Origin of the sequence: Thermotoga sp. RQ2 (assembly GCF_000019625.1) — a bacterium.
GTDB classification, from domain to species: domain Bacteria; phylum Thermotogota; class Thermotogae; order Thermotogales; family Thermotogaceae; genus Thermotoga; species Thermotoga maritima.
The window spans coordinates 1,312,634-1,336,404 of the sequence record NC_010483.1 but is presented as its reverse complement, the minus strand read 5'-3'; the positions used below and the strand labels follow the sequence as shown (position 1 = coordinate 1,336,404).

General features: G+C 46.0%; 22 protein-coding genes and 1 CRISPR repeat array. Of the genes, 10 read left to right on the top strand and 12 right to left on the bottom strand.

Annotation, left to right across the window (positions count from 1 at the left end; all coding sequences use genetic code 11):
* Positions 1–155: 155 nt before the first annotated feature.
* Positions 156–711: direct repeats of the CRISPR family, unit length 20 nt; unit sequence TTCCTTAGAGGTATGGAAAC.
* Positions 712–792: 81 nt separating this feature from the next.
* The 11 genes from TRQ2_RS06740 to tsaE are packed head-to-tail and all read right to left on the bottom strand — an operon-like array spanning position 793 to position 13,263.
* Entirely contained in the window at positions 793–2,376 is a 1,584-nt protein-coding gene (locus TRQ2_RS06740; RefSeq protein WP_012311052.1) for a bifunctional aspartate carbamoyltransferase catalytic subunit/aspartate carbamoyltransferase regulatory subunit, read from the bottom strand.
* Between the two features lie 35 nt (positions 2,377–2,411).
* The gene (gene folA / locus TRQ2_RS06735; RefSeq protein WP_008194941.1) at positions 2,412–2,921 is read right to left on the bottom strand and encodes a dihydrofolate reductase; all 510 of its coding nucleotides are present in this window, start codon (positions 2,919–2,921) and stop codon (positions 2,412–2,414) included.
* Positions 2,909–4,315 (bottom strand): NADPH-dependent glutamate synthase, encoded by a 1,407-nt coding sequence (gene gltA / locus TRQ2_RS06730; protein WP_008194940.1) that lies wholly within the window; start codon positions 4,313–4,315, stop codon positions 2,909–2,911. The genes folA and gltA overlap by 13 nt, the downstream gene beginning before the upstream one ends.
* Entirely contained in the window at positions 4,312–5,145 is an 834-nt protein-coding gene (locus TRQ2_RS06725) for a sulfide/dihydroorotate dehydrogenase-like FAD/NAD-binding protein (RefSeq protein WP_008194938.1), read from the bottom strand. Before TRQ2_RS06725 ends, gltA begins: the two co-directional genes overlap by 4 nt.
* Complete coding sequence (locus TRQ2_RS06720) at positions 5,129–5,749, bottom strand: ABC transporter ATP-binding protein (protein WP_008194936.1); 621 nt, start codon at positions 5,747–5,749, stop codon at positions 5,129–5,131. Before TRQ2_RS06720 ends, TRQ2_RS06725 begins: the two co-directional genes overlap by 17 nt.
* Positions 5,750–5,766: 17 nt before the next feature.
* Positions 5,767–6,387, bottom strand: coding sequence for a HEAT repeat domain-containing protein (locus TRQ2_RS06715; RefSeq protein ID WP_008194934.1), 621 nt, complete (start codon positions 6,385–6,387; stop codon positions 5,767–5,769).
* On the bottom strand, positions 6,380–8,938 hold the full coding sequence (locus TRQ2_RS06710) for an AAA family ATPase (RefSeq protein WP_012311051.1): 2,559 nt from the start codon (positions 8,936–8,938) through the stop codon (positions 6,380–6,382). The genes TRQ2_RS06715 and TRQ2_RS06710 overlap by 8 nt, the downstream gene beginning before the upstream one ends.
* Complete coding sequence (locus TRQ2_RS06705) at positions 8,928–10,085, bottom strand: exonuclease SbcCD subunit D (protein ID WP_148202945.1); 1,158 nt, start codon at positions 10,083–10,085, stop codon at positions 8,928–8,930. Before TRQ2_RS06705 ends, TRQ2_RS06710 begins: the two co-directional genes overlap by 11 nt.
* Entirely contained in the window at positions 10,078–10,464 is a 387-nt protein-coding gene (locus tag TRQ2_RS06700) for a hypothetical protein (protein WP_011943685.1), read from the bottom strand. Before TRQ2_RS06700 ends, TRQ2_RS06705 begins: the two co-directional genes overlap by 8 nt.
* Positions 10,461–12,824 carry an endopeptidase La gene (gene lon, locus TRQ2_RS06695; protein WP_012311049.1) on the bottom strand — a complete coding sequence of 788 codons (2,364 nt, stop codon included), beginning with the start codon at positions 12,822–12,824 and terminating at the stop codon, positions 10,461–10,463. Before lon ends, TRQ2_RS06700 begins: the two co-directional genes overlap by 4 nt.
* On the bottom strand, positions 12,778–13,263 hold the full coding sequence (gene tsaE / locus TRQ2_RS06690) for a tRNA (adenosine(37)-N6)-threonylcarbamoyltransferase complex ATPase subunit type 1 TsaE (RefSeq protein WP_012311048.1): 486 nt from the start codon (positions 13,261–13,263) through the stop codon (positions 12,778–12,780). Before tsaE ends, lon begins: the two co-directional genes overlap by 47 nt.
* A gap of 62 nt (positions 13,264–13,325) precedes the next feature.
* Between tsaE and TRQ2_RS06685 the strand changes: the two genes are divergently transcribed.
* The 7 genes from TRQ2_RS06685 to TRQ2_RS06655 are packed head-to-tail and all read left to right on the top strand — an operon-like array spanning position 13,326 to position 18,348.
* Positions 13,326–14,111, top strand: coding sequence for a DUF72 domain-containing protein (locus TRQ2_RS06685; RefSeq protein ID WP_011943688.1), 786 nt, complete (start codon positions 13,326–13,328; stop codon positions 14,109–14,111).
* Positions 14,108–14,410 carry a hypothetical protein gene (locus TRQ2_RS06680; RefSeq protein ID WP_011943689.1) on the top strand — a complete coding sequence of 101 codons (303 nt, stop codon included), beginning with the start codon at positions 14,108–14,110 and terminating at the stop codon, positions 14,408–14,410. The genes TRQ2_RS06685 and TRQ2_RS06680 overlap by 4 nt, the downstream gene beginning before the upstream one ends.
* 11 nt (positions 14,411–14,421) lie before the next feature.
* The gene (gene glmU, locus TRQ2_RS06675) at positions 14,422–15,759 is read left to right on the top strand and encodes a bifunctional UDP-N-acetylglucosamine diphosphorylase/glucosamine-1-phosphate N-acetyltransferase GlmU (RefSeq protein WP_012311047.1); all 1,338 of its coding nucleotides are present in this window, start codon (positions 14,422–14,424) and stop codon (positions 15,757–15,759) included.
* Position 15,760: 1 nt separating this feature from the next.
* Positions 15,761–16,708 carry a ribose-phosphate pyrophosphokinase gene (locus TRQ2_RS06670; protein WP_012311046.1) on the top strand — a complete coding sequence of 316 codons (948 nt, stop codon included), beginning with the start codon at positions 15,761–15,763 and terminating at the stop codon, positions 16,706–16,708.
* 30 nt (positions 16,709–16,738) lie between these two features.
* Positions 16,739–17,386: a 50S ribosomal protein L25 gene (locus TRQ2_RS06665; RefSeq protein WP_012311045.1), complete on the top strand. Its 648-nt coding sequence runs from the start codon at positions 16,739–16,741 to the stop codon at positions 17,384–17,386.
* Positions 17,387–17,389: 3 nt separating this feature from the next.
* On the top strand, positions 17,390–17,950 hold the full coding sequence (gene pth / locus TRQ2_RS06660) for an aminoacyl-tRNA hydrolase (protein WP_012311044.1): 561 nt from the start codon (positions 17,390–17,392) through the stop codon (positions 17,948–17,950).
* Positions 17,947–18,348, top strand: a complete 402-nt coding sequence (locus tag TRQ2_RS06655) for a UvrB/UvrC motif-containing protein (RefSeq protein ID WP_012311043.1) — start codon at positions 17,947–17,949, stop codon at positions 18,346–18,348. Before pth ends, TRQ2_RS06655 begins: the two co-directional genes overlap by 4 nt.
* 22 nt (positions 18,349–18,370) lie before the next feature.
* Here the strand turns inward: TRQ2_RS06655 and TRQ2_RS06650 are convergent, their stop codons facing one another.
* On the bottom strand, positions 18,371–20,728 hold the full coding sequence (locus tag TRQ2_RS06650) for a glycoside hydrolase family 2 protein (RefSeq protein WP_012311042.1): 2,358 nt from the start codon (positions 20,726–20,728) through the stop codon (positions 18,371–18,373).
* Between the two features lie 97 nt (positions 20,729–20,825).
* Here TRQ2_RS06650 and lepA point away from each other — a divergent pair, with 97 nt between their 5' ends.
* Genes lepA through TRQ2_RS06635 form a run of 3 tightly spaced genes read left to right on the top strand, consistent with a single transcriptional unit; the run spans position 20,826 to position 23,769 of the window.
* Positions 20,826–22,643, top strand: a complete 1,818-nt coding sequence (gene lepA / locus TRQ2_RS06645) for a translation elongation factor 4 (RefSeq protein ID WP_012311041.1) — start codon at positions 20,826–20,828, stop codon at positions 22,641–22,643.
* Positions 22,640–23,104: a DUF3242 domain-containing protein gene (locus TRQ2_RS06640; protein ID WP_012311040.1), complete on the top strand. Its 465-nt coding sequence runs from the start codon at positions 22,640–22,642 to the stop codon at positions 23,102–23,104. Before lepA ends, TRQ2_RS06640 begins: the two co-directional genes overlap by 4 nt.
* Positions 23,101–23,769, top strand: a complete 669-nt coding sequence (locus TRQ2_RS06635; protein ID WP_008194900.1) for a glycerophosphodiester phosphodiesterase family protein — start codon at positions 23,101–23,103, stop codon at positions 23,767–23,769. The genes TRQ2_RS06640 and TRQ2_RS06635 overlap by 4 nt, the downstream gene beginning before the upstream one ends.
* Positions 23,770–23,771: the final 2 nt, after the last annotated feature.

The following is a 23,771-nucleotide window of genomic DNA, read 5'->3' as shown; positions in this document are numbered from 1 at the left end:
TTGTTAAACTATGCAATTATTCCATTTTTCCAAACAGTACTTGAAGGTGCTCTCTTGTGTGTTAGAATGGTTTATGGAAAGGGAGGATATGGAATTTCAAAAAATATCTTGCTTTCAGAGTGTGTTTGTGGTATAATTTCTCTTGAACTCAACGGGTTTCAATACTTCCTTAGAGGTATGGAAACACAACTATATCTATGTCTTCGAGTGTAATCTCAAAAGTTTCAATACTTCCTTAGAGGTATGGAAACACTACTATCGTGTCATTTCGTTTAACGATAAGGCGTGTTTCAATACTTCCTTAGAGGTATGGAAACTAGACACAGCATTCAGGAAAGCGCTCGAACCGATATGTTTCAATAATTCCTTAGAGGTATGGAAACAAGAATTCGTTGTCTGTGCCGTCGTGGATTAGCAAAGTTTCAATAATTCCTTAGAGGTATGGAAACTAGAGGCTTGACGGCAACAACATCATCGTAGAGAGTTTCAATAATTCCTTAGAGGTATGGAAACCTGTCTTTGTACCTTATCTCGATCACGTTGGCTTTGTGTTTCAATACTTCCTTAGAGGTATGGAAACAATGAGCCTCTTGGCGAGTGAAAGACCTTGTATGGGTTTCAATAGTTCCTTAGAGGTATGGAAACATCTTTGATTCCCTCCCACCACGTGTCCCGTTCTCTGTTTCAATAATTCCTTAGAGGTATGGAAACACTGACCGAGTCCAGATAAGCTTGGCTATAAAATAAAAAAAGCAGGGGAAAATTCCCCTGCTTTCTTTTTTCGCAAATTTCTCAAATACTCCAGATCTCTTCGAAAGAATGCGGTGTTTCACAGTACTCGCATATGAACTGTCCTTTTTCGTTTCTCACAAAGGAAGGTGAAGCGTTTTCGCCGTGTGCGGGATTGGTGATGCAGTTTTCATTTTTACATCGGAGTTCTTCGAATCCATAGATCGTTGGTGGAAGTTTTATTCTGTACTTTTCAACAACCGTGCTGTTTTTTATGATGTTGACTGTGGTGTTTGGAGAAATCGCCGAGAGTTTCTTTATTTCTCTTTTGGAGAGATAGCGATCCGGCAGGCTGATGTAACCCTTGAAGTTTCCATCGCTCGACCGGAAAATACCATCCGCACTGTCCACATCGTAGAGTCTCAGAATTTTCCTTATTTTCACAATTGTTGAGTAAATTTCCTCCGGTGTCTTTCCTTTGGCTATGTGGTCTATCACCGTTCCGTTTTCAATGGGTTTTATACCTCTTTTTCCTTCCTTTTGAACCCCCTTTGATCCGTGTGTGATGGGAGCGGGAATTATGAAGTCTTCTTCTGGTTTTTCTTCTTTCTTCGAGGTATCGAAAGGTGCTTCCAGCGCTCCACCGAACATGGAAAGAAGCACGATCCTCACCCAGTAACCGTTCCTTGCCTGTGTTTCCCATCCGTTCAGAGGAAGTGTGTCCAGAAAGTTCGGTATCGTCGGATAAACCTTGTGCCTTGGAAGCGGATGATAGAACTTCACTCCTTCCGGCAGTGCGTCCAGATACTCTTTTTTGAACGTGACTGCTTCTCTCAGAATATGAACCTTCTCGAGGATGTCTTCTCCCATTCTTTCGAGCTGGAGTCGTGTAAAGTACCAGATCTTTGCCACATCTTTCTGGCTGAGATACTCTCTGATCGAAGAGAAAATCCTGACCTCGAAACCGTTCTTTTTCATCTTCTCTACGTAATGCTCAGGCATCATGAGCTCTTCCGGTGCCACAAGATCCACCTTCACATTTTTGAATATCTTCAAGCCGTTCACCTTGGAGTGAACCGTTCGGCCGTGAAGCAGGTCACCAACGAGTGCCACGTGTATGAACGAGTTGTCGAAACCGTTCTGCTCGAGAAAGGTGTATTCATCCAGAAGTTCCTGTGTTGGATGCTCGTGCTTTCCGTCGCCCGCGTTTATAAAAGAGGGTACTTCTATACCGTTCCTGCTTGCGAATTCTGATATTCTTCTTTCTAGGAGTCTGCAGACTCCTTCGAGTCTTGTTCTCACAACGAATATGGAGTAGTCGCTGTAGCCTGTGAGCATGGAGAAAGTATCCGTGTAGCTCTCTTGTTTGTTGAAGGAGGAATGTTCCGAATCGAAAACGTTCACCTTCACGTTCGGGCCTGAGTGAAACTTCGCAGCGTTTATGAAAGATTCTTTCGTCCTCGTGCTTGGTTCGACGAAAACGATGTATATTCCAACGTTTCTCTTCTTTATCCTGAAATCCGATACATCCTCTCCGCTGTACCATCTCTGTTTGAGCTCCCTGGTTTTCTCATAGAGGAACATCTGCTCCTCCACGCTCAGATCTTCTATGACTGCGAGGGTTCTGCCGAGAAAATCCCGTTTCATTCACGATACCCCCTTCAGACAAAAAAATATCGCACCTAACGGTGCGATTTTTCTACAGAATATTTGAGAAAAAGTGTGCCTCTTTCGTTCAAACGCCTCATCTCCAGAAGTTTCAAAGGAAAGTAACCTTCGAATTCATCGAAGAAAGGTATTCCCTTTCCGAACACGTACGGTTCGACGGTGACGAAAAGCTCATCTACCAGTTTTTCTCTCAGAAATTCCGTGAACACGGTCTTTCCTCCTATGACAGCCACCCTTTCGTAGCCTTTTCCTTCGAGGAATTTTACCACATCCCCAGGTGAACCGTTGAAAAAAACAAGTGAAGGATCATCGGAAGACCTGCGTCTTCTCGTCAAAACAACGTTCAGCCTCTCTGGAAGAGGTCTTCCTATTTCCTCGAAGGTGACCCTTCCCATCACAACGTTTCCGATCTCCGTGGTGATCTCTCTGAAATTTTTTCTGTCCTCAAATGAGTTCCAGCCTTCAACAGAGGAGGCTATCTTTCCGGAGACGTCCATCGCAAGAACGAAAATCACTTTTGCCACGGGTTCCATTCCCCTGTGAGGTAAGAGTGAATGAACTGCGCCGCTTTCTTTCCAGCTCCCATGGCCTTTATCACCGTCGCTGCACCCGTCACGATATCTCCACCTGCGAAGACGCCTTTCACACTCGTTGCTCCTGTGTCCTCGTCTGCTTTGATGTATCCACGTTCGTTCAGTTCCAAGCCTGGGAACTCAGAGAGAAGCACCCTGTTTGGACCCTGCCCTATAGCTTCTATCACCATGTCAACCTTGAGAACAAAATTGCTTCCCTCGATGGGAACGGGTCTTGGCCTTCCCGAACCGTCTGCTTCTTTCAGCTCCATCCTTACGCACTCCACGGCTTCCACGTTTCCGTTGGCGTCCCCGACGTATCGTATCGGGAGGGTGAGCCACAGAAACTCGATTCCTTCCTCAAGTGCGTGATGATATTCCTCTCTCCTGGCGGGCATCTCACGTTCCGTTCTCCTGTAGACAATGTACACCTTTTCGGCTCCCAATCTGAGAGCGCTTCTTGCTGCATCCATGGCCGTGTTTCCAGCTCCTATCACAGCTACCCTCTTTCCCACACGGATGGGTGTGTCGTACTCGGGGAAGAGATAGGCTTTCATGAGATTGACCCTCGTGAGAAATTCGTTGGCGGAGTACACCCCGTTCAGATTCGTTCCCGGAATTCCCATGAACTTCGGTGTCCCCGCACCGGTACCTATGAAGACGGCGTCGTACTCCGAAAGGAGCTCTTTCACTTTGACAGTCTTACCAACAACCGTGTTGAGATAGAAGTTAACCCCGAGTTTCTTTATGTAGTTGACTTCTCTTTCAACGATCCTCTTTGGAAGACGAAACTCCGGAATTCCATACACGAGAACACCACCCGGTTTGTGAAAAGCTTCAAAAACGTCAACGTGGTATCCCATCTTCGCGAGGTCTGCCGCAGCTGTCAGTCCCGCTGGACCTGAACCAACGACGGCGACTTTCTCCTTTTTCAAGCCAGCTAGAGGTTTCACATCTTCTTCGAGGTTCTCGGCCGCCCAGTCCGCGACGAATCGTTCCAGTCTTCCGATCGCAACGGATTCGCTGTCTTTCATTTTTCCCACGACACACCTCGACTCACACTGAACTTCCTGGGGACAGACTCTTCCACAGACCGCGGGAAGGTTGTTGTAGCTTTTGAGAATACTGTAAGATTCCTCGAGTTTTCCCTCTCTGAGTTTCCTTATGAAGCCGGGAATGTCGATTCCCACAGGACATCCGGAGACACACGGATGTGTGGGACACTGAAGACACCTCTGAGCCTCCGCCACAGCCTCTTCGAGCGTGTAACCGAGTGCCACTTCCTCGAAGTTCCTTCTCCTCGATTCCGGTGATTGTTCCTTCATCGGAGTTTTTCTGTTTTTCATTCTGATTCACCTGCCGTTTTCAAAAATCTTTCGTACGAGATCTTTTCCTGCTCTCTGTACTGTGCGAGTCTTTTCAGAAGTTCGTCCCAGTCCACTTCTTCTCCCCTGAACTCTGGGCCGTCCACACAGGCGAACTTGATCTGACCAGAAACCGTGACCCTGCAGGCACCGCACATCCCCGTTCCGTCCACCATTATCGGGTTTAGAGAGACCCATATCGGAACTCCGAATTCTCTCGCTTTCAACGTGCAGAATTTCATCATAATGGTGGGCCCAACAGCCCAGCAGATATCGAACTTTCTTTCCCTGAAGAGTTTATCCATCGCGTCCGTTACAACACCTTTCATTCCAGCGCTCCCGTCGTCTGTCACAAGCAGAACATCAGATATCTCTTTGAATTCATCCACCATGATCAGGTAGTCTTTTGTTCTTGCACCGAGAACGGTTGTGATGTTGTTCCCCGCTTCTTTCAGCGCTTTCGCTATGGGATAGAGCGTTGCTATTCCCACTCCTCCACCCACGAGCAGGACGTTCCCGTAGTTTTCGATCTCACTCGGATTCCCAAGAGGTCCCACCACATCGAGAATGGTGTCCCCTTCTTTTTTCAGAGAAAGCTCGTGAGTGGTTTTCCCGACGACTTTCACGACCATCCTGAACAGTCCTTCATCGGGCCTTGTGTCTGCCACCGTTAGAGGGATTCGCTCTCCCTTTTCGTGGAGCCTTATCACAACAAATTGCCCCGGTCCCGCTTCTTTTGAAACAGAGGGTGAGTGAATCCAGAAATCGAACACGTCTTCTGCGATTTTCGTCTTCTTAACGATCTCGTTCAAGATTGCTCCCCCCACTCTCACCGTTGATCACCAGAATTTCATCGCAGAGTTCTTCGATGTCCTCCCTTATGTGAGAAGATATTATCACCGTGATTCCTTCTTCTTTGAGCCGTTTGAGTTTACTCCTGACGATGCTGGCCGATTCAACATCGAGACCGCTGGTCGGCTCGTCGAGGATCAGAAGTTCAGGGTTTCCAAATAGAGCTACTGCGAGAGCCGTTCTCTGTTTCACGCCTTTTGATGCGTTTCGAACAAAGGTTTCCATGAAAGGCTCCAGCATGAGCTCAGAGACAATGAAGCTTTCCATCTTCACCCCTCTGAGTCTGGAGAAGAAGAGGAGATTCTCACGGACGGTGAGTTCTTCAAGCAGAGCAGGGAACTCGGGAACGAAGGCTATTCTCTTTCGAATGTACGACAAGTCCTTCAGCGCGTTTTTTTCGAAGAGAAAGAGTCTTCCTTCGTCCGGTTTCAGGATGGTGGCGAGTATCTTCAAAAGAGTGGTCTTCCCCGCAGAATTCTGTCCAACAATGCCAAGGGATTTACCTTTCTCGAGAGAAAAAGAAACTCCATCCAGAACCTTCTTCTTCCCGTAGGATTTTTTCAAGTTTTCCGCGACTACGACTATAATCCCAGCTCCTTTCTTTCCTCATCGGTCACATACTTAGAAAGCTCCGGTTTTCTGTACAGAATCATCTCCACTGCCCTTCTGAAAAACTCCTTCTGATCTTCCGAAAACTCTTTGTTCTTCAGAGCCTTCAGGAGGATTCTCAGGGATCTCTCCGTTGGAATGTTGGCAAGCACCATCGCCACTTGTTCGCAAAGTTCCTTTCTGTAGGCATCCTCGAACATCAGGTATTCCAACTCTGGCAGGAAGACTTCCCCTTCACCTATTTTAGCGAGCGCTTCGTATATGATGAGAAGTGCTTCTTCTGAGTCGTATTTTTCCATGAGTTCGTAGAGAACGTTTTTCATTCTTTTTTCACCTAGATCTCCGAGTATATCGATTATGTAGAGATTCGTGATGTCGTTCTTCTCGAAACCTCTTTCCCTTCTCTTTTGAATTTCGTTGAAGAGAAACTCCCTTGCCCGATCACCGAGTCTGTAGAACACTTCAGAGACGATTTCTTTCACTTCCGGGTCTTCGTCCTCCAGAAGCTCAAGCAGTTTCGGAAACGCTTCCTCTCCCTTTTCACTCACGATTCTCTCTATCAGTTCCTCTTTCTTTCTCCTTTCGTCACTCATTCACCACAACTCCTCCCATTATTCTCAGTTTCCTGTCGAAAGCCTCCGAGAACTCCTTGTCGTGCGTGATGAAAACGATCACCTTGTTCAATCTTTCGAGTTCCTTCAGAACGGAAGCGATCTTCTCTTTGTTCTCCGTGTCGAGACTGGAAAATCCTTCATCGATGAAGAACGCGTCCAGCCTGCCGGAGGCTACCTCTGCAAGGGACATGGCAAGAGATATGGAAATGAGAGCTCTTTCTCCACCGGAAAGTCCCCTCGCTGGTCTTTCGATGCCCCAATCTTTTATGATGAAACCACCTTTTTCGTCGTCAAAATCTATGTCGAACCTTCCGTTCGTCAGAATGTCGAGATATGCCTTCGTTCTTTTCAGGACCGCTTCGAGAACTCTCCCTGTGAAGTATCTTGAGAAGTTACTTTTATCGAACAGATACTTCCTCAGAAGATCCAGATTGTTGTATTCATCGCTCAGCTCTTTCAGCTTCTTCTCCAGACTCTTCAACTCTCGCTCTCTTCTGAGTGTTTCTTCGATGAGATGATTGAGCCGTCCTTCTTTTCTCTCAAGATCCGATATTTCCTGTGAGAGAGCTTCCAGTTGATTTCGAACCCTTTCGTAATCTTCACTCACATCTCGAACATTCTCTGATTCGAGCTCCTTTAGGCTTCCCTCAAGAAGCCTGATCTCCGTCTCTACAATTCCCAATTCTTTTTCCGCGTCCTTTACTTCCTCTTTGACGAGGATCCTGAACTCTTCAAAGCCGATTCCTATCTCCCCTAAACGATCGAAGAAATCTCTTTTCAACTGGTCCATCTCTTCGCGCTGTTCTTTCAGAGTTTCCCTTTTGGCTTCGATCTCTCCTTTTATTTCTTTCAGCTGGTTTTCGATCTGCGAAATCTGAACGTCGGCCGCTGTGATCTTCTGGGAAATAGAATGCCTCTCTTCTTCTATTTTTCTAAGCTTTTTTCTTTTTTCATCCAGTTTTTCCTCCAGATCTTCCGAATAACCCAATCTGTGCAGTTCTTCTTCAATTTTTTCAATCTGATTTCGAATGCTCTTCAGATTTTTCTTCCCCTCTTCGGTTTTCATCAGAAGATCTTCTATGAGGCTGGAAAGGCTTTTCTTTCTCTCTTTCAGAACGTTCAAGGTGTTTTCCAGTTCGCTTCTTTTTTGATCGAGCTTCTCGAATTCATCGACATTGAATTCGACGGCTTCCATTTTTCCATGGAACACTCCACCGCATACAGGGCAGGTGTCACCTTCGTTCAGACTGGAAGCTATCTGATAGGCCAGCCATTTCATGTGGTCTTTCTTCAAAACTGAGAGTTCACCGAGCAGTTTTTCCAGCTCATCCTTCGTTTCATTCTCTGTCTTTTCAATCGAAAGCAATTCTTTTTCTCTCTTTTCTTTTTCTCCAACGAGTCTTCTGATCTCTTCCTCGAGCCTCGTGAGATTTTCTTTCAATCTTATTCTTTGCTCAAGAAACGGCCGAGAGACCTTCAAGACCTTTTCAAGAAGATCCAGTTCTTCGTTAAGATTTTCTGCCATCTCCTCCAGCTTGGAAAGTCTTTCCCTGTGAACAGGGATTTCTTTTGAGATCGCTTCCTTTTTCTTTTCGAGTTCTTTGTATCTCTCTTCCCTGCTGTTCAAATCCTGTGAGAGCCTCTCAAATTCCCTCTGTCTGAGGTAGAGTTCTCGAAAGAGCGGTTCCAGTTCCTTCGCTTTTTTCACCTTCTGCTCGTGGACCACTTCTTTTTGCAATTCGTTCTTTCTCAGAGAGAGCGCCTTGAGCCTCTCTTTCTTTTTCACGAGTTCCCGATATTTTTCAAGGAGCCTCTTGAGCTGCTCTTCTTCCTTCTGGAGTTCTTCTCTTTTTTTGAGAAGTTCTTTCTTTTTCTCCGAGACGGTTTTCAGCTCGCTCTTCAGAACTTCCAGATCGTTCTCTTCCAGATACTTCCAGCTGGCGGCGTAGAGAGCTTGCAGGGAGGATATCTCGTTCTCCAACTTTTTCATCTTCTCTTTGAGGAGTTTTTCCAGCTTTTCGAGTGTTTCTTTGCTTTGGAAAACATCGGAGATGATCTCGGTGATCTCCGATGGAGGAGAAGTCAAAAGCTTGTCTATTTCTCCCTGTGGGAGGAAAACCGTTCTTATGAAGGTTCTGTGTTCTATTCCCAGAATTTTTTCCACTTCCTGCTTAACGCTGGCAGGTTTTGCTGCTATGGCCGCTTTCTTTCCGTTTTCCAGTATCTCGGAGAGCTTCGCGTTGTGTTTTCTCTGCAGGGCATTTATCTCTCTTATGATTTCGTATCTTTTCCCTCCACGTTCGAATTGAAACACGAGACGGGCAGTTCCATCGGTGGCGTTCTTGTTCACGTAATCGTACGAGTTGGGATACCTTATCCCGTTCCCGAAAAGTGCAAAAGAAATGGCTTCGAAGAGGGACGACTTTCCGGCACCGTTCGGACCCTCTACAACCGTTATTCCGCTCTGGAACTCTATATCGACATTTTTCAGCCCAAGAAAGTTTCTAACGGTGAGTCTTTCAGGCCTCACTCTTTTTCACCTCATCGAGAAGCTCATCCAGGATTTTCAACAGCTTTTCGTGGTTTTCTTCTCTCTTCTTCAAATACTCCTTGAAGAGTTCGAAGTAATCAATTTTGTCCAGCTCTTCTTTGAACTCTTCCATGCTTTCTCGAAGCACCTCTTCTATCTCTCTTTTTGACTTTCTTTCTATCTTCACCAGATTATCTATCTCTCCCATCAGGTCGGGAAGAATACCGGAGTCTTCTTCATAAACCACCCTCACGTAACCAGGAAAATTCCTGCAGAAATCCCTTATGCTTCTCAGAGCAGAGGTGTCTATCTTTTTGTAGTAGAGAGTTTTCAACGGAAGAGGGACAACGTCTATTCTTTCATACCTGGGCGGTTCTCCTCTTTTCAGCTCAACAAAGACCGCTCCTTTTTCGTCCGCTTCTTCTCCGAAATCTATCTTTATGAGAGAGCCAGGGTATATGGTGAGAGGTTGCTTCTGAATCTCTCGGAAACTATGAATGTGCCCGAGCGCAGCGTAATCAACCACCGACGGAATCAACGCTCTGTTTATAATGATCTCTCTTCCTTGCTCGATTCCAGCATAACCCGAGAGCCCTTCAACAGTGAAGTGACCCATGAAGATAGCGAAATCTTCCTTCTTCAGCGCTTCTTCGTAAAGTTTGTTGAGTCTGGATTCGAGGAAGAACCGGAAGTCTCCCTCGTTTTTTCTCAAAGCTTCCGACTCGTCAGGATACGGGAAGGGGAGAATTCTCACCTTCTGGCCCCGTTTGGCTTCTACATCCACAGGTTCGAAGGACATGACAAAGGTTATGTCACTCGAGATCGATGTTATGAAATTTCCAAAGAGTTTCAAGCCCTTCCAGTCGTGGTTTCCAGGAAGTACTACCACAGGCGCTGTTCTCATCATCCTCTTCAGATAATCCAGAAGATCGTGCAGAGCGACAACCGAAGGATTGTTCCTCGAATGAAGAAGATCACCCGTTAGAAGAATCAGATCGACCCCTCTCTTTTCGGCTTCTTCGACTACTTTATCGAGCGCTTTCTTCAGCTCTTCACGTCGATCTACTGGTCGCGAGCTGGTCCACGAGGTGACACCGAGGTGCCAGTCGGACGTGTGGAGTATTCTGAGCTCCTTCAAATCAATCACCCGCCAGCTTTTTCCTGCATTCTTCCAGATAAAAACTGGCTATTTTCTTTATCTCCTCGTTGTCAGAGAGATTAAAAGCTTTCTCAAAGAAAACAAGGGCTTCTCCATAGTTGGCAGTCTCGAACAGATCCTTTCCTTCAGCGATGAGAGACCTGGCCTTCTTTTCTTTCAAAAGTTCCATTCCTTCTATTTTCAATCCCTCTTTCTTCACGTAGTTTTCAAAACTCTCGTAATCGGAGAAAATGTAAAGCTCGTATGCTTTCAACGTTTTTTCCATACGGGTGAGCTTCACGGCAAGATTTCTGTAGGAAAAATACGTGAGCATAAAAAGAACCGCGAAGACTGTCAGAATGATCACGTAGAATATGTCTCTCTTCACCTCACAATGGCCTCCTTGAGAACTTCCTGTATTTCACTACAGTAAACGATCTCCATCCCGTTCAGATATTCCTTCGGTATCTTTTCCACGTCTGGTCTGTTTCTCGAAGGAAGGATTACTTTTTTTATGCCGGCTCTCTTTGCCGCGAGCAATTTCTCTCTTATCCCTCCCACCGGGAGTATTTTACCCCTCAACGTGATCTCACCCGTCATGGCTACATCCCTTCTGACTTTTTTACCGGTGACGGCAGAGTACAGGGCCACCGTGATCGTTATGCCGGCGGAGGGGCCATCCTTTGGAACGGCTCCTTCTGGAACGTGGATGTGGATGTCGTTCTTCTCGAAGACCTCTCTGCATTCTTCTCCACACATCTTCCTGACCACACTGAGGGCTATTCTGGCAGATTCTTTCATCACGTCACCCATGTTTCCTGTTAAAATGAGATTGCCTTTTCCGGGGACCAGCAGACTCTCCACGATGAGAACACTTCCACCAACTGGAGTCCAGGCAAGGCCTGTGACCGCTCCTACTGTGTCTTCTTCCAAAATCTCCTCCTCCTTGAAAACAGGAGGCCCGAGCAGTTCTTCGACATCTTTAGTGGTTATTTTGAAAGACTTCTTCTCGCCCTTCACAAGACTTTTTCTTATCACCTTTTCTATGACTCTCTCGAGATTTCTCACACCCGCTTCTTTTGTGTACTCCCTGATGATCTTTTTGATCGCTCCAGGAGTAAACATCACCTTTGACAGGCCATAAGCCTGTGCAATCTTCGGTATTATGTAGTCCCTGGCTATGTGGTACTTCTCTGGATCCGAGTACCCTGGTATCTCTATGATCTCCATTCTGTCCCTCAGCGCGGGAGGAATGGTGTGAAGCACGTTCGCGGTTGTAATGAACAGCACCTGAGAGAGATCGAAGGGTACTTCGAGATAGTGATCGACGAAGTCCTTGTTCTGTTCGGGATCGAGAACTTCGAGCAGAGCAGACGCCGGATCACCCTGAAAACTGATTCCCATCTTGTCCACTTCGTCGAGCAGAATAACGGGATTCTTCGTTCCCAGCCTTCTTATGATCTGTATGATTCTTCCCGGAAGCGCCCCCACATAAGTACGCCTGTGTCCCTTTATTTCTGCCTCGTCTCTGAGGCCTCCAAGGGACATTCTTCCGAACTTTCTTCCCATCGCTTCTGCGATGGTTCTGCCCAGCGACGTTTTCCCCACTCCCGGAGGTCCCACAAGGCAGAGAATGGGAGCTTTGAGATTCTTTGAAAACTTCCTGGCCACGAGATACTCCAGTATTCTCTCCTTGACCTCTTCGAGCCCGTAATGGTTCTTATCCAGGATCTTCCCCGCTTCCTTTATGTCGAGTCTATCCTCGCTGGCAGCGCTCCATGGAAGGTTCAGAAGCCAGTCAAGATAGGTCCTGACAACCGTCGCCTCGGCACTGTAGGGCGACATCTTCTCGAGCCTTTGAATCTCTTTGTAAGCCTTTTCCTTCACGTAGTCTGGGTAATCACCTTTTTCTACCTTCTCGTAGAGCTCCTTGATCTCTAACTCCTCTTCCGCTCCGAGTTCTTCTTTTATAGCCCTGAGCTTTTCGCGGAGCACGTATTCTCTCTGGGTCTTCTCTATTCTGTCCTTCACCTTTTTCTCAATTTCTTCTTCTATCTCGAGAATCTCGATTTCTTTCACCAGTATTGAGAGTATCTTCTCGAGACGTTCAAGAGGATGAATCGTCTCGAGGAGTTCCTGCTTCGTCTCCAGAGGAACGGGAAGAATCGAAGCAACGAAGTCTGCGAGCTTGTCCGGATCCTGCATTTCTTTAAGGGTAACGAGCGTCTCCTGAGGAAACCTGTGGGTCAGGTTGAAATATCTGACTGCCTTGTCTTTGACGCTTCTCATAAGTGCTTCGAGTTTCTTCGTTTTTCTGTATTTCACCTTCAGTATTTTTATCTTCGTGAGGAAGAAAGGATCAGTCGAGACGAATTCCTCGATTTGAGCTCTCTCCAGCCCTTCCACGAGCACCTTGAACGTGTCATCTGGAAGCTTCATTATCTGAAGCACCTTCACGACCGTTCCCACTTTGTAGAGGTCTTCCGGTTCTGGTGTCTCAACGGATGGATCTTTCTGATTGACCACCAGAAGAAGTCTGTTGTACTTTTCCATGGCTTCTTCGAGTGCTATAAGAGAGCCGGTCCTTCCCACGTAGAAAGGAACAACGGTGTTTGGAAAAACTCCCATCCCGTTTCTCAAAGGAATACACGGCAAGCTGTCAGGTATCTCCAGTTCTTTTTCCTGCTGACTGGCGTATTTCTCAAGTATTTTGAAGCTCTTTTCGGTATCTTTCGATTTTTTCGGCAAGAAAATTCACCTCCTCGGGTATAAGGATCTCCACGTTTCTGTGACTCTCGTCCGCTATCTCTATCTTCACCTTTATCGAGTCCTCAGGCCAGAATCCATCGAACAGATCTCCCCATTCTACCACCATGATTCCGTCTTCGTCCTCCAGTATGTCTTCAACATCGAGACTGAGAAAGTCTGAGTCCTGAAGTCTGTAAAGATCAAGGTGGTATATTGTTTTCAAACCTGGATAAACGTTCATGAGGGTGAAAGTTGGACTCTTCACCATTTTTTCATCGAGACCTATCGCTCTGATCATACCCTTCACAAACGTTGTTTTTCCAGCTCCGAGATTTCCGGAGAGTATCACCACCTCTCCACCCTTGAGATTCTCAGTGAGAACTTTTGCGAGTCTTTTCAACTGTTCTTCGGTCAAATTTTCAAACCGTAAATGTCTCATTTTCTGTTCCTCCACAGTGTTGTACAATACATATTGAATCCCTCCGGAAGGAGACACAACGAATGGTTTACGTGGGAACGAGCGGTTTTTCCTTTGAAGATTGGAAGGGAGTAGTGTACCCCGAACATTTGAAACCTTCCCAGTTCCTGAAGTACTACTGGGCGGTGCTTGGATTCAGAATCGTGGAATTGAATTTCACTTATTACACCCAACCATCGTGGCGCTCCTTTGTTCAGATGTTGAGAAAGACCCCTCCCGATTTCTATTTTACCGTAAAGACACCAGCAAGCGTCACGCACGTTCTCTGGAAAGAGGGAAAAGATCCAAAAGAGGACATGGAAAATTTCACACGTCAAATAGAGCCTCTAATAGAAGAACAAAGACTAAAGATGACTTTAGCACAGTTTCCATTCTCTTTCAAACTCTCCAGAAAAAACGTGGAATATCTTGAAAAATTGAGAGAAAGCTACCCGTACGAAATCGCTGTGGAGTTCAGACACTACTCCTGGGACAGAGAAGAAACATATGAATTCTTGAGAAATCATGGTATAACCTTTGTGGTGGTGGACGAACCAAAGCTTCCCGGATTGTTCCCCTATCGTCCCATCACGACAACTGATTACGCCTACTTCAGATTTCATGGAAGGAACGAAAGATGGTTCGAAGCCGAAGGGGAAGAAAGGTACGATTACCTCTACAGTGAGGAAGAACTGAAAACTCTCTTTGAAGATGTTGTAGAACTTTCACGAAGAGTGAAGGAAACTTATGTCTTCTTCAACAACTGTTACAAAGGTCAGGCGGCGATGAACGCTTTGCAGTTTAAAAAGATGATGGAGGAGAGAGTGTGAACGCTCTGGATGAGATTCTCAGTGTTCTCGAAGCAACCCAGGAAGATCTCTTTGATCTTGTCGGAAAACACATACACCAGCTCAGAAAGAAGTATTCAGACGATGAAATAAACGAAGCGCTCCAGATGATACTGTTTGCCATGGAGATTTCTCAGAAACCCATAATTCACCGTGTTTTTGAAGATTATCCGAGAGAAAAAAGGATTTTCGTGGAGGAAGATCTGACCAGAGAGGAAATAGAACTCTTCCTGAAAGGGGAAATGAACGAGCTCGATCTTGAAAAGAGAAACTGGTTTTAAGAGGTGAAAGTATGAGAGCCCTCGTTCTCGCAGCGGGAAAGGGTACAAGGATGAAATCAAAGATACCAAAAGTGTTACACCCACTTTCTGGAAAGCCCATGATAGAGTGGGTGGTTGAAACAGCCGGGAAAGTAGCGCAGAAAGTTGGCGTTGTCCTCGGTTTTGAAGCGGAATTGGTCAGAAAAACTCTTCCGGAGTGGGTAGACGTCTTCGTTCAGGAAGAACAGCTGGGCACCGCACACGCTGTGATGTGTGCAAAAGATTTCATCGAACCCGGAGATGACGTTTTGATTCTCTACGGAGACGTTCCTCTCATAAGCGAAAACACCTTGAAAAGAATGATCGAAGAACACAGAAAAGGTGCGGATGTGACCATCTTGGTGGCTGACCTCGAAGACCCATCCGGGTACGGTAGAGTCATACAAGACGGGGACAAATACAGAATAATAGAGGACGCGGATCTGCCAGAAGAATTGAAGAGTGTAACAACGATCAACACCGGATTTTACGTGTTCTCCGGTGATTTTCTTTTAAGAGCACTCCCGGAGATAAAGAACGAGAACGCGAAAGGAGAGTACTATCTCACGGACGCGGTCAATTTCGCCGAAAAAGTGAGGGTTGTGAAAACTGATGATCTACTCGAAATAACGGGAGTGAACACCAGAAAGACTCTTGTCTGGCTCGAGGAACAGCTCAGAATGAGAAAAATAGAAGAGCTTTTGGAAAACGGTGTTACCATCTTAGATCCAGCCACCACTTACATTCACTACTCCGTCGAAATCGGCATGGATACAGTCATTCATCCTATGACTTTCATAGAAGGCAAGAGCCGCGTGGGAGAAAACTGTGAAATAGGCCCCATGACGAGAATAGTCGACTGTGAAATAGGAAACAACGTGAAAATCACAAGATCTGAATGCTTCAAAAGTGTGATAGAAGACGATGTTTCCGTTGGTCCGTTTGCGAGGTTGAGAGAAGGAACGATTTTGAAGAAATCTTCAAAAATTGGAAACTTCGTTGAAATCAAAAAAAGTACAATTGGAGAGGGAACCAAAGCTCAACACCTCAGTTACATAGGGGACGCGTTCGTTGGAAAAAATGTGAACATAGGTGCAGGGACAATCACCTGTAATTACGATGGTAAGAAAAAGAATCCCACCTTCATTGAAGATGGAGCATTCATAGGAAGCAACTCATCTTTGGTGGCACCCGTTCGTATTGGAGAAGGAGCTCTGATAGGAGCGGGATCGGTAATAACAGAGGATGTTCCACCGTATTCCCTCGGTTTGGGTAGAGCGATGCAGGTTGTGAAAGAAGGTTGGGTATTGAAAAAGCGAAAGGAGGAATGATATGTCTTTCTCAAACGAAATGAAAGTTTTTTCTGGGAACGCCAACAGACCTCTGGCCGAGAAGATAGCGAACTATCTCAACCTTCAACTCGGTGACTGTGAGGTCGGAAGATTCGCCGACGGAGAGATAAACGTCCGCATAAACGAAACAGTGAGGGGACACGATATCTTTCTCATTCAGCCCACCTCGCCTCCGGTGAACGAGAACCTCATGGAACTTCTCATAATGATCGACGCGTTCAAGCGGGCATCAGCCAACACCATCGCCGTCGTGATTCCCTACTACGGATACGCGAGACAGGATAGGAAGGCAAAGGGAAGAGATCCCATCAGTGCCAAACTGGTTGCAAACCTTATCACTGTGGCCGGGGCAACCCGCGTTCTGACGGTAGACCTCCACGCGGAACAGATACAGGGGTTCTTCGACATTCCCGTTGACAATCTCTGGAGCTACCCCGTCTTCGCAGAGGAACTCCTCAAAAGAGAAAACATCGTTCCTGAGGAAACAGTGGTTGTGTCACCTGATGTGGGTGGTGTGAGAAGGGCAAGAAGAATGGCCGAAAGGTTGAAAACTTCTCTTGCAATTCTCGATAAAAGAAGACCAAGTGACAACGTCGCGGAAGTGGTCAACATAATAGGAGAGGTTAAAGATAAAGTGGTTATTATGTTCGATGATATAATAGATACTGCTCACTCTATAGTGAAAGGTGCAGAAGCCCTGAAAAAGGCAGGGGCAAAGAAGATCATAGCCTGTGCAACGCACGGTGTCTTTTCCGATAGAGCTCTGGAAAGAATAGAAAATTCTCCGATAGACACTGTGTACATAACCGACACGATATATCACGAGAATCTTCCAGAAAAGGTTAAGGTGATCTCGGTAGCAAATCTCATAGGAGAAGCCATCATGCGAATAAGGAAACATCTGTCTGTGAGCACACTCTTCAGATGACAATGCGAAGACCTACGGGAGGGAGAAAAGATGGTAAGTCTGGAAGCAAGAGTGAGAGAAGTGAAGGGAAAAAGAGAAGCGAGGCGCCTCAGAAGGAGTGGAGAAGTACCAGCTGTAGTGTACGGACCAGCAACTGAACCTATACCCGTGAAAATCAAAAGATCGGTCCTCGAGAAGATATTCCACACCATATCCGAAGCAACACCTATTCAATTGATAATCAAAGACGATCAGGGAAACACGGTGGCGGAAAAAACCGTGTTTCTCAAGATGGTTCAGAGGGACAAGGTCTCCGAAACGGTCGTTCACCTCGACTTCTATGAACCGACAAAGGGCCACAGAATGAGGATCAATGTGCCTCTCAAAGTTGTTGGAAAACCCGTCGGTGTTGAAAAGGGCGGATTCCTCGAAGTGTTCCATGAAGAGATACCTGTTGAAACCGATCCCGACAAAGTCCCACAGGAAATAGAAGTGGACGTTTCTTCTCTCGATCTCGGCGACGTGATTCATGCAAGAGATCTGAAACTCCCAGAAGGTGTCAAGTGCCTTCTCGAAGAAGAAGAGGCAGTTGTTTCCGTACTCGTTCCGAAAGAAGTGGCGATCGAAGAGGCCACGGAAGAAGAGGAAGAAGCTGCAGAACCTGAAGTTATAAAGAGAAAGGAAGAGGAAGAGGAATAACGCATGGTTGTTGTTGGTCTGGGGAATCCAGGCCCACGTTATGCCTTCACCCGGCATAACGTGGGTTTTCTGTTTCTGGACTTTTTGAAAAACAAAGACTGGAAAACTGAAAAATATTTCGCGTGGAACAAAATTAACCTGGCTGGAAATGAAGTGGCTCTGGTGAAACCATTGACCTATATGAACCTCAGCGGTTTGGCGATGCCCCACGTTTTGAAATTCTTCAGCGCCAGTCTGGATGATATAATAGTGGTGTACGATGACGTGAGTTTGAAACTCGGGAAGATCCGCATCAGGAAGAAAGGTTCCGACGGTGGACACAACGGTATGAAATCCATTATACAGGCGCTTGGAACACAGGAGATAAAACGTATAAGGGTAGGAATAGGCGATAAACCAGAAGGAATGGATCTTGTAGATTTCGTGCTGGGAGAATTCTCAGACGAGGAGTGGATTATACTTAACAAAGTGTTTGAAGTAATGAAAGAAGCCCTTGAGGTGATTCTCGTCGAAGGAATAGAAAAAGCAATGTCTATCTACAATTCCTTAGAGGTGAGAGTATGAAATGCTTGAAATGTGGCCATGAAACTTCAAAGTCATATAAAGTAGACTTCGACGGTGTGGAAAAAGAGATCGCATACTGTCAAAAGTGCTTGATGGATGTTTTGAAAGAGAGTGTTCCACTCAAAAACACTCCATCTCCCTCAGAGGACTCGATGAGAAAAAAAAGGCATCTTTCCTTCGATGGAGAAATGGTGATTTTTGTGGAGACACCTTTGAGAATTCTGGAGGAAATGTTCGGAAAAATCTGGTCAGATCAGGAGAGAGAAAACTTTGAAAATGAAAGAAAAATCACTTTCCTCGAAAGAAAATTAAATGAGGCGATAAAGAACGAAGACTACAGGAAAGCCAATCGTTTGAAACAACTCATACTTCAAATCAAAAACAAAACAGTAAAATGAAAGCCCCCGAAGGGGCTTTTCGTCATCTCAGGTAATCGAACAGAGATTTCACTCCTCTTACTCCAGCTGGTTTCCTTAGCGTGACACTCCTTCCTGGTTCAAGGAACAGAAAATCGTCCTCAGGTACTTCATCGGCAAGAATCTTGACACCAAAAGCTGGCCTCTTTGCTGTCAATTCTATGAGCTCTCCCATGTCCTCAAGCGAAATCTCCGGATCTGGAAGTTCCAGATCGCGCCACTTTCTGAAAACCCTGTAGTTTCTGTAGCTAACCCCATCCACTTCTGCCTCGACGAAGAAGAAAAGATCATCGGGTAGCTCTACTCTATCAACAGAACTCACGCCGTCTGCTGGGAGTACAGTTCTGTAAGTCTTTTCGAATACTTTTTCTCCCGTCTTCTCATAGGCCGCAAGCCTGAGAGAAGCTTCTTTTGTTTCCCTCAGATCGCTCACCACCAGCAGTTCTATTTTTCTGTCTCTCCTCTTCAAAACGGGTAGAACTTCAGCGAAGAATCTCCTCGCATAGTAGTAGAGGGCTTTGGGCCTCTTGAAGTAATCGACTGCGGACCAGCTGAAGACCGGCCAGCTGTCGTTGAGCTGCCAGAAGAGAGTACCGGCCGTTTTGTACTTCCTGTTTCGCCAGTGTTCAACACCGAACTTGATCGCCTCCGCCTGGTTGAGCTGGGACAGATACACAAAACTGTCGAAATCTTTACACTTCCCAAAATTCCCGAATATGAACCTGATCAATCTTTCCTGTCCTTCCACCTGTTTGTTGTGTTTCAGCATGACGGGATGGAATATCTCCCTTTCCTCGGGTTTTGAAAAGAACTCTATCGTCTCTAGATGGGGAGCACCCTGAAATCCAAACTCGCTGATGAACCTTCCGGTGTCTTTTTCGTAGTTTTCATAGTTCATCCAGCCACTCCACACATACCAGACGTGCCTGTCTCCTTCCTTTTCGCTGTTCGCCTTTTCACCGCCGTATGGACTGGACGGCCAATAGGGAGTGGATGGGTCTTCTTCGGCACAGATCTCTGGAAAATCGAAGAGATAGAGCCTGTTTCCGAGATTGATACCGTCCACTTTTCTGGCCATATTTCCCCATTCATCGAATCCCCAGTTGTTTTCGTTGTTTCCACACCAGAGAACAATGGAAGGATGGTATCTGAGTTTTCTCACAATTTTTCTTGCCTCTTCGTTCGCGAGTTTTCTGAACCACGGAAGATGATCCGGATATTCAAGGCACGCGTACATGAAATCCTGCCACACCATGATACCGAGTTCATCACAGAGTCTGTAGAAGCTCTCTCTCTCGTAGATTCCTCCTCCCCAGACCCTGAGCATGTTCATATTGGCACTCCTTGCCATTTTGACGAGCTTTTCGTAATCTTCGTCTTTCAACCACGTGAGGATGTTTTCTGAGGGAATCCAGTTAGCACCCTTCGCGAAGACTTTCTCACCGTTGATCTCGAATATGAAAGTTTTTCCTTCTTCATCGGGCTCCTGAACGATTCTGACTCTTCTCAAACCGATTTTCTTTTCTTCTCTGTAGATTTCTCCATTCGAATCTTTCAATACGAAGGCGAAATCGTACAGGTACGGTTCCCCCACGTTCCACGGATACCATAGTTTCACATCTTCCAGGTGAAACACTCCATCGAAGAGTCTTTCTCCGTTCTTTTCAAGAACAGGAAACTCCCCTATCTTTTCACCGTTCACATAAACTTCCACACTGAGATTTCCTTCCCCGTATACAAAACCGTTCACCCTCACAAGGGCATCTTTTCCCTCAAGCTCCAGCAGATAAGCCGTTGAATCCTGAAGACGTGCCTTGTACACCTCGAGATAGACGGGTTTCCAAATACCGCTTGTGACCATTCTGGCACCCCAGTCCCATCCGTACGAATACTGGGCCTTTCTTATGTATCCTCTGATGGGATCTTCAGGACCGCCGAGGACCCCGTAGTTCTGCTCGAGAATTTTCGGAACTCTGATGGGAGATTTTATGTACACCTTCAGGTGATTCTTTTCTTTCAACACGTTCGTGACATCGAAGCGATACTCGATGAACATGTCTTCGGTGCTCCCGAGGTAAACACCGTTCAGATAAACATCCGACAGCGTGTCGACACCTTCAAAAACTAGATCGACACGTTCTCCTTCTTTCACATCTTCTTTGAACTCGAACTCCCTCTCGTAGATCCACTCTCTGTCTTCTATTTCCTTGAAGAGATCTTCGTTCATCCCAACGTACGGGTGTGGAAGGAGACCTTCTCTGATAAGATCTGCCTGGACAACCCCCGGCACTGTCCCTTCAAACGAAAATCTCCCTTCGTTATCACTGACGTTCCAGAAACCATTTAGATCGATTCTTTTCACGTTATCACCTCCTCATGAATGTATATCACACCCTTTATGAAAAAACGAAATGGTAAAATTCAAAAGAGAGGTTAATTTTTCCGGAGGTGATCGAGGAGTGTACAGACCCGACTTGATCAGGAATATATGCATAATAGCGCATATCGATCATGGAAAGACAACCCTGGTGGACAGGATTCTTGAAATCACAAACACGGTAGACAGAAGAAAAATGAGAGAGCAGTACCTGGACATGATGGATATAGAGAGAGAAAGAGGAATCACCATAAAGGCCCAACCGGTGAAGGTCATGTACACAGCAGAAGATGGAAACACCTACGAGATAAACATCATAGACACACCGGGACACGTGGATTTTTCCTACGAAGTGGGAAGGAGCATGGCAGCCTGTGAAGGTGCTATCCTGCTTGTTGATGCAACTCAGGGAGTGGAAGCCCAGACGGTTGCCCACACCTACCTTGCCATAGAACATGATCTGGAGATAATTCCGGTGATCAACAAGATCGATCTTCCGAATGCAAACATTGAAGAAACTGCCCTTGAAATAAAGGACCTTCTCGGTGCAAGTGAAGACGAGATCTTGCTCGTCAGTGCTAAGGAAGGAACGGGTGTGAAAGACCTCCTCGAAGCCATCGTCAAAAGGGTTCCTCCTCCGAAGGGAGACATCAACGGTAAACTCAAGGCACTTATATTCGACGCAAAATATGACAACTACAAAGGTGTGATCGTACACGTTCGTCTCTTCGACGGTCAGGTGAAACCAGGTGATAAAATAATGACTTTCTCCAACAAAAAAGTCTACGAAGTCCAGGAAGTAGGAGTGTTTCTGCCGGAGATGGAACCGGTGGATTCACTCAGTGCGGGCGAAGTGGGATACATCGTTGCAGGGATAAAAGAGGTGTCGGACGCGCGGGTGGGAGACACGATCACATCGGCGAACGATCCGGTAGATGAAGCTCTTCCGGGATACAGAGAGATAAAACCGATGGTCTTCGCCGGGATGTTTCCAGGGCTTCCCGAATACTACGAAGAACTCAGAAAAGCCCTCGAAAAGCTGAAACTCAATGATTCTGCGCTGTACTTTGAGCCCACGATGTCCCCAGCTATGGGTTTTGGCTTTCGATGTGGTTTTCTGGGACCTCTCCACATGGAAGTGGTGAGGGAAAGAATAGAGAGAGAGTTCGATCTCGCAGTTATTCTCACCGCACCGAACGTCAGATACAGGGTGAAGCTCAGAAACGGTGAGGAAATAGAGATCACGGATCCTTCCAAATTTCCCGATGAAGGCGAGATACTGGAAGCGTACGAACCGTACGTTGATCTTTCGATCATAACACCGAGCGAATACATCGGAGCGATAATAAATCTCGTTCAGAATGAAAAGAGAGGAGAACTCAGAATAACCGAGAACGCAGGAAAAAATCGCGTCATTCTCAGATTCGACGCTCCACTTGCCGAAATAATCTATGACTTCTTTGACAGAATGAAAGCGGTGAGCAGAGGTTATGCCTCCATGGATTACGAGTTCAAAGAGTACAGAAAAAGCGATCTGGTGAAGGTTACCATACTCGTAAACAAAGAACCCGTCGACGCATTGTCGTTCATCGTACACAGGTCGAAAGCGTACCAGATGGCACGAAAGATAGTAGAAAAGCTGAAAGATCTGATCCCGCGTCACCAGTTCCAGATTCCTATCCAAGCTAAGGCTGACGGTAGGATAATAGCAAGAGCGGACATAAAAGCCCTCAGAAAGGATGTTTTGGCAAAATGTTATGGTGGAGATGTGACGAGGAAAATGAAACTTCTCGAAAAACAAAAGGAGGGTAAAAAGAAACTCAGGGAAATCGGGCGCGTGACCATTCCACAGGAGGCGTTCCTGGCTCTTCTCAAAATAGGAGGGGAGGATGAAAAGTGAGGCGTTCTTTGTTTCTTGTTGTTGTACTCCTGATGCTTTCTTCATGCACGTTGATAAAAATAGTGGTACCACCGGAGGCCTATTCTCTGGATACAGCCATCTTCGTTTTGGAGACCAGAGATTACAGATTGTCGGATGTGAAGGAGATAGACAGTTATGGAGACGTGGAAATGAAGGGCAAAGTTGCGGTTTTTGAAACGGAGTATGGCCCTGTTTTCCTCTACGTCTACAAAGGCAAAGAAGCGAAGAAGATCTGGAAGAAATTGAACGGCAGAGCCGGGTTTGTGTCCATAAGAAGTGTTCTGGACCTGCCCAACATGGGAAAATTCTCCACAGTATCGAATGGAAAGAAGATCGTCGCCTGGTGGAGAAAAAACTGGCTTTTCATCGTCGAAGGGAAAAACGGTGTAGAAGAATTTGTGAAGCACGTTTATAGAGTCTATGAGGAGATGAAACAGTGATCGTTCTGGGGCACAGGGGGTACTCTGCGAAATACCTTGAAAACACCCTCGAAGCGTTTATGAAAGCGGTGGAGGCAGGGGCAGATGGTGTGGAGCTGGACGTGAGACTGTCAAAAGATGGAGAAGTTGTTGTCTCACACGACGAAGATTTGAAAAGACTGTTTGGACTGGACGTGAAGATAAGAGATGCCACTGTGTCTGAGCTGAAAGAATTAACAGATGGAAAGATAACCACTTTGAAAGAAGTGTTCGAAAGCATTTCTGATGATAAAATAATTAACATCGAGATAAAAGAAAGGGAAGCGGCAGACGTCGTTCTGGAAATTTCGAAAAAAAGAAAGAATCTGATATTCTCTTCTTTCGATCTGGACCTGCTCGATGAGAAATTCAAGGGGACAAAATACGGCTATCTGATAGATGAAGAGAACTACGGAAGTATAGAAAACTTTGTCGAGAGAGTAGAAAAAGAACGTCCTTATTCGCTCCACGTACCGTACCAGGCGTTCGAATTAGAATACGCAGTAGAGGTTTTGAGAAGTTTCAGAAAAAAAGGAATCGTGATCTTTGTCTGGACGCTGAACGATCCGGAAATTTATCGAAAGATACGCAGAGAAATAGACGGGGTTATCACGGACGAAGTGGAACTCTTCGTGAAGTTGAGGTGAAA